This window comes from Streptomyces sp. NPDC044002 (assembly GCF_056434525.1).
In genome coordinates this window covers 16093-28820 of record NZ_JBWKEZ010000044.1, presented here as the reverse complement: position 1 = coordinate 28820, position 12728 = coordinate 16093, and the positions used below count along the sequence as shown (strand labels likewise).

Sequence of the window (12728 nt, the reverse complement as noted above, 5' to 3'; positions counted from 1 at the left end):
CCACAACGTACGGCGGTCAGAAGGCGCGCACCGCGGGCGGCATGCCTGGGAAGTCCGCCGACTCGCTCACAGACGCCCACTTCTCGACGTCGTCGAGCGCATCGCGGTAGACGCGGCTGAGATTGCGAACCGCCTCGGCACCGAGCGGGAGCCGGAGCGGCGCGTCGGGGGTGCCGAGCATGTCTCGGATCACCTGGGCTGCGCGTGCCGGGTCGCCTTCCTGGATGCCGTTGGCCTCGGCCGTGTTCGCGCGTACGGCACCGGTGGGCTCGTCGTAGATCGGGCTCGGCTGGGCCGTGTTGAGGACGTCGGCGGCGTTGAACGCGGTACGGAAGCGACTGGGCTCGACGATCAGGACGCGGATGCCGAACGGGGCGATCTCGCCCGCGAGCGCCTCCGACCAGCCTTCGAGCGCGAACTTGCCGGCTGAGTAGCTGCCGACGGCGGGGAACGACATCCGCCCGCCCTGGCTGCTCATCTGCACGATCGCACCCGTGCGACGCTCCCGCAGATGGGGCAGGACGGCACGCACGTAGGCGGCCGGGCCGAACAGGTGCTGCTCGAGCATGGCGCGCAGCGCGGCATCCGTGATCTCTTCGGCGGCGCCGACCTGTCCGGCGCCGGCATTGTTGACGAGCACGTCAACGCGCCCGAACACCTCCAGCCCCCGCTGCACGACCGCGGCCGCTCCCGCCGTGTCGCGCACATCGTGCTCGACGGCGAGGAGCTGAGCCCCGTACCGCGCCTTGAGCCCGTCGAACCGGCCGGCCCGTCGTGCCGTCCGCTGGCTGCGCCCCAGCCCAGCCGCTGCTCGCGCTGGAACCGCCCCCGAGGCCTGTCGTCGGCGTGGACCGACCGTGGATCGTGATGAAGAACTGGAAGATCCTGCGCGCAGCAGCTTCGGTTCCGACTACAGCCCGGTCGTGGAGGCCGGGACCCAGCAGCCCTGTGCGTGCCCGGACCCCCGCGAAGACGCCCCTGGTCGGGCGCACCGCGCGGACGGTACGCGAACGCGTCGGCTCACCTGCCGAACATGAAGAAGCGGGCGGGGACGAACGTCTCGTGGCCCGTGGTGAACCGGACGCGGACTCCGTCCTGCGTCCATGTCGTGGACTCGATGCCCTTCTCCGCCACGGTGGCGTCGACATCCAGCCAGTGTCCGTAGGCGGCACCGGTATACCGGCCGACCACGATCCGGTAGCTGTCCCGCCCGGACGGGGTGTGTCGGCGGACCAGTTCCAGGCAGTGCTGTGCCTCGTCGGCGTAGACCATCGAGGAGGGCGCGGTGCTGCGGTACGTCACCTCGGTCCGCGGCCACCACACCACAGTCAGGAACACGGCTGTGAGCAGAACACCCGCCACCACGCCCAACAGGACCAGGACAACCCCAGCTGGCCGCCGGTTCCGTCCCCTGCGCTCGTCCGTGGACGTGTCGATGATGCCCTCCAAGCCGTCGTCGCTCCGCGAAGGAGGACGCGGCTCCGGCCCGACCGGTTGAGCCGTCCCACGGGTCGCTCCATTCCGCCCGCTGCGATAGGCAGACCAGCAAGGTCACCTCGCCGCCGATGAAGACAGCAAAGGCCACCATCCTGGCCATCGGGATCGCCACCACCGCGCCCTCCGGGGCCTCACCGGTCAGCACAGAGCCACCCGTGATCCGGTCAGCAGGTCCCGGCAAACCCGCATCTCCCCGGCCCGCGCGTGGCGCAGCACCTGCTTGACCACCCGCGGGTATTCCTCCCGCTCCAGCGTCTCGTACAGATCGATGTCCTGGACGGGAACCAGCCAGGAACTGTGGCCATGGAGCATCGACACGAACGCCCCAGCCTCATCCAGACCGCCCTCAGTGACCTTCACATCCCACATGACGTGGTTCGAGAATCCTGCGGGCATCACTGCTCACGTCGCCATCCGCATCCGATGTCAACGCCGAGCACAGTGCCGCGAGCCGTTCCCCGTCCTCCTGCGGCTGACAGCAGACAGTGAGGATCGCAGCATCAAGGTGGTCGCCAGTGTCGTCATCCGCGCTGGCGAGAGCGGCCGGCACCATGCGCAGACCAAGAACGTCCCAGCGTTCGAGCAGGGACTCCGCGGTCTCTTGAGTCACGAAGGTGTCGCGACTCCAGCCACAGCCGGCGGAGGACCTCAGCTACTTCGGGAACCTCCGCAACGGCTGCCAGACTCCGGCCTGACGCTGCTCTCACGGACCATGACGCCGAAGTGGCCCCCTGAAGGAATGGGGGCAGCTCGTCATCAAACTCGGAACCGGTCATGGTCCTCGCTCTGGCACACCCCATTTCGCCCGCACTTTCGACCATCGCGCAATCGCGGTCGGAGCCAGTTCCAGCGAGCATCACGAGCGTTGTGGGGCGGGGGCTGATGGTGCTCGGCCTCCCGGCACACCAATTCCTCGACAGCTACGGCTCGGGACCGGCCCGCACCCAGATCGTCGAGTGACGGAACCGCGCGGAAGTGCTGGTCGCCGTCTTCGACGAACGACGTCGACCAGCACCTTCGCACCAGGTCCTAACAGGACACCCCCACGACATCCATGTACTGGAATTCGCCCCACCCGTTCGGGTCGTAGGAGTCGAACTCCTTGGTGGTGCCCTTGGGGCCGACCCACGGACCGCTGCTGATGCCGCCGCTCGTCCAGTGGATCATCACGTACGGGCAGTACCCGTCGGCCTTCAGGTCCGTGACCCAGCCGTGGGCGTGGTTCCCACAGGCCCAGCCGGTGGCCTTGCCGAAGCCCACGTTCTTGCCCCAGTTCACCGTCGTGCAGGTTTCCGTGGCATGTGCGGCGGAGGGCGCCATGACGCCCAGTCCGACGGCAGCTGCGGCGGCGACGGCCGCGATGAGCTTGCGCATGAACTCCCCCTCGTTTGCGGGTGGTCGACTGCGGTCGCCACAGACTGACACGTGCCGGCCGAAGGGGCGCACACCACGGGGAAGGTTGTCCGGAAAGGGATCCGGCGTACTCCCCACGCCCCACCACGGCGACCTTCGGCATCCCGATGGTGCGGATGCCGTGCCGGCCGGCGTGATCGAGCATCTTGCGGACCGAGGAGTCAATCGCGGTCGGCTCGGCCCCACCACGCCAGTGCGGCTGTGTGCCGAGGTTGTACACGGTGAGTCCCGGCACCTCCCGGACGGATCTCCGTCCTGGAACGCCGCGCCGTGATCGGCCTGCGCTTCTGCCGCGTCGCCCTCTCCGGCGCGGGCGGCACGGCGGGTGTCGCCGTGGGCGCACTGGTGACGGCGCGGCCGTGCGCGATCCGGGGGATCTGTCCCGACCACGGCCCCGCCTCGGCTCTGGACCCACCACCGCCTGGATCGGCTCCTGGCCGAAGGCCTGGCACGGTATCAAGTGCCGAGGACCGCCGACCACGAACAGCGCCGCCGTCAGATCGTCGACGCCGTCAGCCAGTTGATTTCCGAGAGCGGGCTCGACGCCGTCACCGTCGCGCGTACCGCCGCCACCGCGGGTATGTCCGTGGGCCTGGTGCAGCACTGCTTCCGCACCAAGGACGAGATGCTGCTCCACGTCTTCGGCGAGATCTCCGCCCGCATCCGTGCCCGCGTCGGCGCACGCATCAGGGACGGCGTCGAGCACCGGCTGCCCATCGCACGGGTCAGGGCAGAGGTGATGACCGAGTGCATCCCCCTGGATCAGGCCCGCCGCACCGGCCGGATCCCGGAGGTCTGGCGCGGTTACGCGTCGGCCCGTCTGGCGCGGTTGACGGCGGAGAGGACGGCGTCCACCGAGGCGGAGAGGATCGAGGTGTCCCAGCCGGCACCCCAGCAGACGGCACCGTCCACCCGGCACTGGGCATAGGCGACGGCGGGACTGCCGGGGCCGGTGGTAGTGGAGTGCTCGGCGTAGTCGAGGATGTCGACGCTGATTCCCGCAGTGGCCAAGGCGTGTGCGAAGGCCGACAGCGGCCCGTTTCCGGTGCCCGTCAGCTCGTGCTCGCCCGCGTCGGTGACCAGGGTGCAGACGAACTCGTGCACGCCCGGCGCCAGCTGCCCGGTCCGCCAGCCGGAGAGGGCGAGCGGTCCGTCCTGGGCGGGCGCTATGTAGGTGAGGTGGAAGAGTTCCCACAGGTCTTCGTGGGAGAGCTCGCGTCCGCTGGCATCGGTGGTCTGCTGCACCGCGGCGGAGAAGTCCGGGCGCATCGCTCTGGGCAGGTCCAGACCGTGGTGCACGTGCAGCAGGTGGGCGATGCCGCCCTTGCCGGACTGTGAGTTGATGCGGATGACCTCCTCGTAGGTCCGGCCGATGTCGTTCGGGTCGATGGGCAGGTACGGCACGTCCCACGGCGCGCGCTCGACCGGTATGCCCAGCTCGCGGGCGCGTTCGGTGTGGTGGGCCATGCCCTTGGCGATGGCGTCCTGGTGGGTGCCGGAGAAAGCGGTGTGGACGAGCTCGCCGCCGTAGGGGTGGCGGGGGTGGACGGGCAGCCGGGTGCACTCCTGCACCACGTCGCGTACGGCGTCGATGTCGGAGAAGTCGACCATCGGGTTCACTCCCTGCGCGTAGAGGTTCAGGGCCAGGGTGACCAGATCGACGTTGCCGGTACGTTCGCCGTTGCCGAACAGACAGCCCTCCACCCGCTGCGCGCCGGCCAGGACGGCCAGTTCGGCGCAGGCGACGCCGGTGCCGCGGTCGTTGTGCGGGTGTACGGAGAGGATGACCGCGTCGCGGCGGGCCAGGTGCCGGTCCATGTACTCGATCTGGTCGGCATACACGTTGGGGGTGGCGATCTCCACCGTCGCCGGAAGGTTGTGCACCACCGGGCGGTCGGGACTCGCCTCCCACAGTTCGGTCAGGCCGTTGCAGATCTCCAGGACGAAGTCCGGCTCGGTGAGGTTGAAGACCTCGGGTGAGAACTCGAAGCGGATGTCGGCGCCGGGCCGTTCCTCGGCGCGCCGCAGCAGGTACGTCGCGGCCTCGCGGATCATCGCGTGCACCTCGTCCCGGCCGCGGCTCAGGACGACGTCGCGCCAGGTGGGCGCGGTGGCGGTGTAGAGGTGGACGAGCGTACGGGGCAGGCCCTCGACGGAGGCGAGGGTCCGGTCGACGAGGTCGTGCCGGGCCGCGGTGAAGACCGAGATCGTCACGTCGTCCGGGACCGCGTCGCTGTGCGCGAGGTGGCGTACGAAGTCGAAGTCGGTCTGGCTGGCCGAGGGGTAGCCGACCTCGATCTCCTTGAACCCCATGGCGCACAGCAGGTCGAACATCCGGCGCTTGCGGGTGATGTCCATCGGTTCGGCCAGGGCCTGGTTGCCGTCCCGCAGGTCGACGGGCACCCACAGAGGAGCCCCGGTGAGCTGCCGGGACGGCCAGCTCCGGTCCTGCAGGGGCAGCGGCACACGCTCGTGCGCGGGTCGGTAGCGGGTGTGCGGCATCGCGCTCGGGCGCTGGGGGTTCCAGGGCGCGGCGGTGTTGGGGACGGCGCCGGACGGGGTGCGCAGGGTGGGAAACAGGGTGCGTCGCGGAGATCTCACGGCTGGTGAACTTCCTTCGGTCGACCTGTGGTTGACCGGCATGTCCGAACCCCGCTGCGGGGAGCCGGTCAGATTCGGGCCCCGCAGCGGCAGCCGAGGAGAAGACCGCGCAGCGTCATGATCGCTACACTAATCACACCTCAGCTCCTCAGACAACCTGATTGGTGACCGCCATGCCCCTCAGCTCCCTCCGGCCCAGCCCGCTCGTGGAACAAGCCACGCAGCACCTGCGCGACCAGATCACGGGCGGGCACTGGCCGGTCGGCACGAAACTGCCGGCCGAGACGGCATTGGCCAAAGCGCTCGGCGTCGGCCGCTCCACGGTGCGCGAGGCCCTGCGTGCACTGGCCGGGGCCGGCCTGGTGCAGGCCCGGCAGGGGGCGGGCGTGTTCGTGATCGCCGCCGAGCCGGCCGAGGACTGGCCCACACGGCTGCGGCAGGCGGCCATCGCCGACATCTACGAGGTCCGGATGCTGATCGAGGTGGAGGCGGCGGACCTGGCGGCGCGGCGCCGCACGGACGACGACCTCGTCCTCATCCGTGCGGCCCTGGAACGCCGCCGCCAGGCCGCGGCCGGGAGCACGGCGGACTTCGTCGACGCGGACATCGCGCTGCACGCGGCCGTCGTGGCGGCGGCCGGCAACCCCGTCCTGACGAGCCTGTTCACCGAATTCGTGCCGGCGTTGCGCCAAGGGCTGATCGACCTCGTCGACCTGCTGGGCCTGCGCACCGGTGACCCTAATCACGGCGACGCCGGCCACTCCGCCCTCGTGGACGCCATCGCCGCCTCGGACTCCGGGGCCGCCGGCGACATCCTCCGCGACGAGCTCCACCAGACCCTCACCCGGCTCCGGGCCATCTGACACCGTCTCAAGTTCCACCCTTGACCTACGACGTCAGCAGGCTCGGTCCGGCTTCGGGTCCCCGTGCCCTCCGGATATCGTGTCGCACCGGGGACGGGCAGCTCGCCCCCTCCGGTGCGGTGGTCGATATGGGCGAGCGCGAGGATTTCCTGACGTGGGTCAAGACTGCCTTGTACGAGGCGGAGCTCGCGCTGCACAACGGCGATGCGGGGCCCCGCCGGGCCCTGTGGTCCCGCAATGAGCCGGTCAGCGTACTGGGAGCGTGGCGCAGCGCCCACGGCCGGGCGGAGGTCGAGGTGCTCTTCACGGGTCTCGAACAGAGCTTTTCCGACGCACGTCGTACACGTTCGAGCTGCTGGCGGACGACGTGGTCGGGGACATGGCCTACACGGCGGGCCTGGAGCACACTGCCACCTCCTTCGAGGGGCAGCCGCGCTTGTACACGTTGCGGTCCACCCAGGTCTATCGCCGCGAGGACGGCGTGTGGCGGGTGGCTCACCGCCACGGCGATACCGTGACCGGGTGAGAGGCCGCGGAACGAGCACCCGCCTGAGTGCAGTGCGCCCGTTCTACCGAACTGGCCCGCGTTCATCGACGATCACGGTCGGATCCGACAGAAAGACATCCCGGTCGACGGGGCCATGAGCGATGTTGAACGTGTCGAGCCAGTACGACCACCCGCGGATTCCCATGGCGCTGGTGAACCGGTAGTTCAACACCAGCATGGCCAGGCCCATCGGCTGGCGCAGGGCGGCAGGCCTAACGCCGGGGCAACACGGGCGGCCCAGTGCGGCTGGTTCACGAACTGGGGTACCACCACGTGAGGTGCGCCGGCCCGGGCGGCGGTCGTCGTGGTGCCCGCGCCGCCGTGGTGCACGACGGCCGCGGCCGGCGGAACAGCGCCTGGTGGTTGACGTCTCCGACGGTGAAGCAGTGGTCCGCATCGTGACCAGGGCCAGGCCGGCCCGGGCGCGGGAAACGAGCACGCGGCGGCCCTGCACGCGGGCAGCCTCGACGGTGATCCTGGCGATGCCGGTGGACGTGCTCATGGGAGTGCTGCCGGAGCCGACGTGCACCGACGGCGTGCCGGCGTCCAGGGGCGTCTCCCGGTCGTTCGCAGGGGCCGCTCGTCGGGCAGGATCCACGCCTGCTTCGGGCCGCGCCGAACGAACAGGCCCGGTTCGGTCCCGGCCTCCTCTCCGAGCCACACCGCACGGGCGGTCACCACTCCGGCGAGCGGGCCCTGTTACCTTCTCCCGTCGGCACTCGTCATGGGTGTGATGACCGCATACGAACGGTCGTCGTATCAGCGAGTGAATCGAGAGCAGGATGCTGACCAACATCATGTACGTGACGGTCTACGTCACCGATCAGGACCGCGCGCTGGCCTTCTACACCGAGGGACTCGGCCTGGTGAAGCGGCTCGACGTCCCGGGGCCCGACGGACGTTTCCTCACCGTCGGCGTTCCCGACAGCCCGGTGCAGATCGTCCTGTGGTCGCACGCGGCGGCGGCGGGACAGCCGGGTGACGAGGGCCGGCATGCCGCGCCCGGTCCGCTGATCCTCGAGTCCGACGATTTGCGGAAGGATTTCGAGATCCTGCGCCAGCGCGGCGTCGTCTTCGAACAGTCCGAGCCCGAGGACTATCCGTTCGGGGTCCGCATCGAGGCGGTGGACCCGGACGGCAACCGGGTCTCGCTCCGTCAGCAGCGAAAGCCGTGACCGCTCACCCGTCCGGCCTCCTGACCGAGGCGTTCGAAGCCCAGCGCGATCGGCTGCGCGCTGTCGCGTACCGCGTGCTGGGCTCGCACGCCGACGCCGAGGACGTGGTCCAGGAAGCCTGGATGCGCCTCGTCCGCCAGGACGAGGCGACCATCGGCAACCTCGCGGGCTGGCTGACCACCGTGGTCGGCCGCATCAGCCTGGACCTCCTGAGATCCCGCCGGGCCCACCCCGAAACCGTCTTCGGGCAAGAGTCCACGGACCTCGTGGTGACGCCCGCCGACGACCCCGCGCCCGACGAGCAGGTGGCGCTGGCCGAGTCAGTCGGCCTCGCCCTGCTCGTCGTGCTCGACTCACTCACCCCGAGCGAGCGCCTGGCGTTCGTCCTGCACGACATGTTCGCGGTTCCGTTCCGCGAAATCGGCCAGATCCTGGGCAAATCCGCCGACGCTACCAAGATGATCGCCAGCCGCGCCCGCCGCAAGGTCCAAACCAAGGGCCGGCCGGCGGGCCCCGGCCGCGAGCACCGGAAGGTCGTCCGGGCGTTCCGCGCCGCCGCCCTCGGCGGCGACTTCGAAGCGCTCCTGCGTGTCCTCGACCCGAACGTGAAACTGACCGTCGACACGCCCGACGGCGTGGTCGTCACCCTCGGCGCCACCGAGGTCGCCGCAGGCGCCCGCAGGTTCTCCGCCGAGGTCGCCCGCCACCGGCCCGTGCTGGTCAACGGGATTCCCGGCCACATGTCCTGGCGTCCCGACGGAACCCCTCTCTCCGTCATCGCCTTCACCGTCACAGGAGGCCGGATCACCGGCATCCACATCGTCATCGACCCGGCCAAACTCGCCTCGATCCAGCTGCCCGCCCCGGCCTGAACCGATTCCGCCAGGGTCGGCCCGCGCACGTCACGCCGGGCCGACCAGCTGAATTCCTCAGCCCCGCAGCCGGTTCGTCGCCAACGTCCAGCGTCCCCGAGGCTACGAGACCCCTTTGCAGCTGGTGTTCGCGGCTACGGGACGCCGCCCCGCCACCTCGCGGGTCCCCATCGGTGACGTCGAGCAGCTGCCCGTCCGGGGGGCCCGCCAACTCCACGTAGGCGCGGCCCGGCTTCGGCCCCTCTCCGGCCCGCCCGGCTCCGACCCGAACGCCCACCGGCCCCCCGCCTCCGCACCGCCGCACAGCACGTCTACCGTTGGGTTGCCCGCCACCGGAACCGCATGCCCGCCGGAACCCCGGCATGCGCGGTTCCGCCCGCCCGCCCCTGAAGGGACCCGCGCCCGTGTTACGGACACGCACACCCACATGTGTCCTCACCAGCGCTGCCGCGCCCCGCGCCAGCCACGGCCACCACCCGGACCGCTACGTCCAGATCGGCTCGCTCACCAAGGTCCTCCCGGGACCGCCTTCGTCCGCATGGCCGCAGCCGGCCTGTTGGACGCCGCCGACCCAGTGGACCGCTGGCTCCCGGCACCCTGCGGAACCGGCATCACCCTCCAGCACCTGGCCGAGCACACCTCGGGCCTCCCCCGGCAGCCTCCTGGGCTGCCCGGCAAGGACCCCTACCGCACCTTCGACACCGACGCCCTGCACCGAGTGCTGGACACCTGCGACCAGATCACCGTCGCGCCCGCCGGCACGACCAAGGAGTACTCCAACCTCGGATACGCCATCCTCGGGGCAGCCCTGTCCTCGGCGGCCCAGACGTCCTACGAACAACTCGTTCACGACCACGTCCTGACACCTTTGGGCGTCGGCGAGATCACCGCCAGCCCACCAGCAAAGCGGCGCCTGCACCCCACGGGGCTCTTCGGACGCAAGCGACCCCAATGGATCCTGGACGGAGCCATCCTTCCCGCCGGCGGCCTATGGGCCACCCCCCGCGCCGCCGCCGACCTCCTCAAGGGCCTGCTCGCCGACCGGAAACTCGGAGCTCCCGCACCCACCTGGCAGACCACCGGCCGGGTCACCTGGCACAACGGCGCGACCAGGACGTCCTCCGCCTTCGCCGGCGCGCTCCCCAACGGCTCCTGGGTCTTCGTCCACCAGATCGGCGGCACCTCCAGCGATACGGACCGCATGGGCATCGAGCTACTCGAACAGCAGCACAAGGGCTGACTGGGGGCGGCGCCGTGGCGGGCGGCGATGTGGAGGGCGGGCACGCCGCCCTTGACCGGGCCGGGGCGGAAGAGACTGGAGCCGGCCCACCAGGTCCTGCCGGCCGGGGGACTCCAGCTGGTACATGCCCACCGTGTCCGAGGCGCGGATGAGGTCGAAGGCGCACGGGTCGCCGAGGGGGTGTCGGCGTACTCGTCAATGTGCTCAGGCAAGTACGGACGTTCGTACGTGGCTGAGCGCGTTCATGTGCAAGGCGACGGCCCAGGCGGCACGGGTGCGGTGGCCGCCGGACGTCGGGGTCCTCGGCGTCGCGGCGCCGGCCGGTGCGGGGCCCTCGGAGCCGCGGAAGCGTTCATCGAACAGTCGCAGGCCCTCGGGCCGCCGGCCTCCTACCAGAGCGGACGTGGCTTCTGCCAGCGGGCCGCCCGGGCGTGAGAGACCCAACTGCACGGCGCGAGAGCCGGGAAACGGGAAATCGGGTTCAGGGGGCAGAACGCAGTTCTGGCTGGGGGCCACCCCGGGAGTAGGGAAGCCGACGACCCGGCAGGCCGGCGGGATCATCCCGTTCGGAACCACCCCCGAGCGCAGGGACCCTGGAGCTCGGGGTCGCGAACTGCTTGAGATGCCCGATTCCCGCCCGGTTCTGCACTGGTGTGAGTCCGAGCTCGTCCTGACCAGCGGCCCTGCCGCGTTCGTCACACTGGGCAAGCGCCAGGAGTGGGGGTCCGCCGCCCTGAGGCCAGAGCAGCACGATCGCCTGACCGCGCTGACGGCCCGGGACCGCCGCTTGGTCGTCTACGGGTCCGACCACGCGATGATCCGCGAGGACGAACAGCTGCGCGCCGCGCTGACGTCTGCACTGCCTGCAGCGGCGGCGGCGGCGAGGGACACTGCCGGAGCTTGCTGAGGCAGGCGACGCCTCCCGGCTAGCTCGGGTTGAGTGGGTAGACCCCGGTGCCTTCGTACGCCTCGGGGGTCAGCGAGAGCACGGTGACCGGCTCCCCGGTTTTCGCCGCCTGCCAGGCGATGGCCGCCGGATGCGTCACCGTCCAGTCGGTGGTCGGCCAGAAGCCGGCGTCCAGGGCGTGGGCCGCGGTGAAGGGCACGGTCTCGGCGAACCGCAGGCGCGCGGCTTGGGAGGCGGCGCCAGGTGCCGTCCGCTCGGCGGCGAGGACGGACAGGGCCGGGATCAGGACCCGGCCGGTGCCCCGGGAGGACTCGATGTACAGGCCGGTGAAGAACGGGTCGGCCTGGTAGAGGGCGACGAGCGCCGTGTGGTCGAAGACAGCCGTCAGGCTCACGCGGCGGCGGCGCCGCCCTGATGGGTGCGGATCTTGTCCCAGGCCGACTGGCCGGCCTGCTGCACCTGCTCGGTGTACTCCAGCCCCAGCTCTGCCGCAGCCTCCAGCGCCCGCTGCTCCTGCTCCGCTCGAGTCAGCCGGCTCTGGGCCAGCTCCTCCAGGAGCTCGGTGATGGTCGTGGCACGCTCCTGCGCGAGGAGGCACAGCCGGTCCCGCATCGCCTCGCTCGTCTTGATGCTGGTGGGCTTGCTGTCACTCATGCAGCGGTTCTACCGCCGGTAGAACCCTGCTGTCATGGCAACCGACTACCTCGTGCCCGCCATGACCCGGTCGGCATGGCGCACTCAGGCTTTCGCTGCGCCGCACCGGCCGGGCGCCGGCCGAAGCCCGGCCGGAGTGAGAGGTGACGCCGCTGGTCAGCCGTAGAAGTCCCAGCCGCCGAAGCGTGCGAGCAGCGCCTGGGCGTGGTCGGGGGTGAGGCCGAGGGCAGCGGCAACCTCGGCGGGCTCCTGATCACGGGCGTCGTGGGCGGCCCCGTAGGCGGTGCGCTGGGCGATGAGCTCCAGGCTGCGGGCGGCCTTGATGGCGGCGGCCGGGGAATCCCAGGAGAGCCTCTCGATCGCGTCACCGACGCTGCGCAGGAGCACCTCCAGCTCGGCAGGGAGAGCAATGGTGGTGTCTCGTACGGTGCCGATGTGCCGGTCCCGGTCCTCTTCGCACTGCTCGGCGGCGGCCCACCCGCTCTCGCGGAAGGGCTGCTCGCCGACCGGGTCCCACTCCACGGGGTAGGCGGCCCCACTCCAGCCGCAGGAGCATTCGGGCCGCAGGGCATCCGCCTTCGGACGCGTGGGATGGGTGCTGCCGTCGTAGACGCTCCAGTGGCTGATGTCCCGGCCGACAGTGCCCGATGCCGAGTCGAAGTACACCGGCTTGGGCACGGTCCCGTCCGCGAGGAGCACCCCGACGCGGCCCTCGTGCGATGTTCCGAACTCGTCGGACATCCAGCTCTCGCCGTTCTCCATAACCCCTCCCGCGGTTGTGAGGCTGCTGCCGCTTGCCCGGGTACGACGATCGCGCGCCTGCGGGAGCAACCGCGCGCGAACAGCCGAAGTTCGCTGCCGAGGGACAGAGCAAGCCAGGCCGTCGGACCGGCTCTGCCTTGGAGACCGAGAAGCCGACGGAGGAGCCGACGTCGGCTGGAGCGACGTCGTCGCCGGGC

Annotated in this window: 15 protein-coding genes and 3 pseudogenes; 7 read left to right on the top strand and 11 right to left on the bottom strand. The window is 70.7% G+C overall.

The features are described from left to right. Nucleotides 1-16: 16 nt before the first annotated feature. From AC07A6_RS27985 to AC07A6_RS27970, 4 genes are all read right to left on the bottom strand, one after another. Nucleotides 17-799: an SDR family NAD(P)-dependent oxidoreductase gene (locus tag AC07A6_RS27985; protein ID WP_478779018.1), complete on the bottom strand. Its 783-nt coding sequence runs from the start codon at nt 797-799 to the stop codon at nt 17-19. 221 nt (nt 800-1020) lie between these two features. Then, nucleotides 1021-1338: a hypothetical protein gene (locus AC07A6_RS27980; RefSeq protein ID WP_478778976.1), complete on the bottom strand. Its 318-nt coding sequence runs from the start codon at nt 1336-1338 to the stop codon at nt 1021-1023. Between the two features lie 297 nt (nt 1339-1635). Continuing rightward, nucleotides 1636-1866, bottom strand: coding sequence for a hypothetical protein (locus AC07A6_RS27975; protein WP_478778975.1), 231 nt, complete (start codon nt 1864-1866; stop codon nt 1636-1638). Between the two features lie 660 nt (nt 1867-2526). Further along, nucleotides 2527-2871: a hypothetical protein gene (locus tag AC07A6_RS27970; RefSeq protein ID WP_478778974.1), complete on the bottom strand. Its 345-nt coding sequence runs from the start codon at nt 2869-2871 to the stop codon at nt 2527-2529. A 499-nt stretch (nt 2872-3370) separates the two neighbouring features. On the opposite strand from AC07A6_RS27970, the pseudogene AC07A6_RS27965 reads away from it, so the two are divergent. After that, nucleotides 3371-3535 (top strand): annotated as a pseudogene (locus AC07A6_RS27965) (TetR family transcriptional regulator); the annotation flags it as partial. A gap of 179 nt (nt 3536-3714) precedes the next feature. Here AC07A6_RS27965 and leuA read toward each other — a convergent pair. Continuing rightward, on the bottom strand, nt 3715-5553 hold the full coding sequence (leuA, locus tag AC07A6_RS27960; protein WP_478778973.1) for a 2-isopropylmalate synthase: 1839 nt from the start codon (nt 5551-5553) through the stop codon (nt 3715-3717). A 131-nt stretch (nt 5554-5684) separates the two neighbouring features. Between leuA and AC07A6_RS27955 the strand changes: the two genes are divergently transcribed. Together AC07A6_RS27955 and AC07A6_RS27950 are read left to right on the top strand one after the other, a co-directional pair. Further along, the gene (locus AC07A6_RS27955; RefSeq protein ID WP_478779017.1) at nt 5685-6374 is read left to right on the top strand and encodes a FadR/GntR family transcriptional regulator; all 690 of its coding nucleotides are present in this window, start codon (nt 5685-5687) and stop codon (nt 6372-6374) included. A 262-nt stretch (nt 6375-6636) separates the two neighbouring features. Beyond that, the gene (locus AC07A6_RS27950) at nt 6637-6900 is read left to right on the top strand and encodes a nuclear transport factor 2 family protein (protein ID WP_478778972.1); all 264 of its coding nucleotides are present in this window, start codon (nt 6637-6639) and stop codon (nt 6898-6900) included. A gap of 43 nt (nt 6901-6943) precedes the next feature. On the opposite strand, the gene AC07A6_RS27945 is transcribed toward AC07A6_RS27950, so the two are convergent. Next, entirely contained in the window at nt 6944-7099 is a 156-nt protein-coding gene (locus tag AC07A6_RS27945) for a hypothetical protein (protein WP_478778971.1), read from the bottom strand. A 44-nt stretch (nt 7100-7143) separates the two neighbouring features. Further along, nucleotides 7144-7521: pseudogene (locus AC07A6_RS27940) on the bottom strand (glycosyltransferase); the annotation flags it as partial. A 182-nt stretch (nt 7522-7703) separates the two neighbouring features. On the opposite strand from AC07A6_RS27940, the gene AC07A6_RS27935 reads away from it, so the two are divergent. The 3 genes from AC07A6_RS27935 (at nt 7704) to AC07A6_RS27925 (ending at nt 10208) form a co-directional block, all read left to right on the top strand. Continuing rightward, the gene (locus AC07A6_RS27935) at nt 7704-8096 is read left to right on the top strand and encodes a VOC family protein (RefSeq protein WP_478778970.1); all 393 of its coding nucleotides are present in this window, start codon (nt 7704-7706) and stop codon (nt 8094-8096) included. Next, nucleotides 8093-8968 (top strand): sigma-70 family RNA polymerase sigma factor, encoded by an 876-nt coding sequence (locus AC07A6_RS27930; protein WP_478778969.1) that lies wholly within the window; start codon nt 8093-8095, stop codon nt 8966-8968. Before AC07A6_RS27935 ends, AC07A6_RS27930 begins: the two co-directional genes overlap by 4 nt. Before the next feature lie 427 nt (nt 8969-9395). After that, entirely contained in the window at nt 9396-10208 is an 813-nt protein-coding gene (locus AC07A6_RS27925; RefSeq protein WP_478778968.1) for a serine hydrolase domain-containing protein, read from the top strand. Here the strand turns inward: AC07A6_RS27925 and AC07A6_RS27920 are convergent. After that, nucleotides 10202-10388, bottom strand: a pseudogene (locus AC07A6_RS27920) (hypothetical protein); the annotation flags it as partial. The gene AC07A6_RS27925 and the pseudogene AC07A6_RS27920 sit on opposite strands and share 7 nt — an antisense overlap. A gap of 442 nt (nt 10389-10830) precedes the next feature. On the opposite strand from AC07A6_RS27920, the gene AC07A6_RS27915 reads away from it, so the two are divergent. Further along, entirely contained in the window at nt 10831-11115 is a 285-nt protein-coding gene (locus AC07A6_RS27915; protein ID WP_478778967.1) for a hypothetical protein, read from the top strand. Nucleotides 11116-11134: 19 nt separating this feature from the next. Here AC07A6_RS27915 and AC07A6_RS27910 read toward each other — a convergent pair whose 3' ends face one another. The 3 genes from AC07A6_RS27910 to AC07A6_RS27900 all read right to left on the bottom strand — a co-directional run bounded on the left by AC07A6_RS27910 (nt 11135) and on the right by AC07A6_RS27900 (nt 12531). Beyond that, a complete protein-coding gene (locus AC07A6_RS27910; protein ID WP_478778966.1) occupies nt 11135-11509 on the bottom strand; it encodes a PIN domain-containing protein in 375 nt (124 codons plus the stop codon). Then, the gene (locus AC07A6_RS27905) at nt 11506-11769 is read right to left on the bottom strand and encodes a hypothetical protein (protein WP_478778965.1); all 264 of its coding nucleotides are present in this window, start codon (nt 11767-11769) and stop codon (nt 11506-11508) included. Before AC07A6_RS27905 ends, AC07A6_RS27910 begins: the two co-directional genes overlap by 4 nt. Nucleotides 11770-11925: 156 nt before the next feature. After that, a complete protein-coding gene (locus tag AC07A6_RS27900; RefSeq protein WP_478778964.1) occupies nt 11926-12531 on the bottom strand; it encodes a hypothetical protein in 606 nt (201 codons plus the stop codon). Nucleotides 12532-12728: the final 197 nt, after the last annotated feature.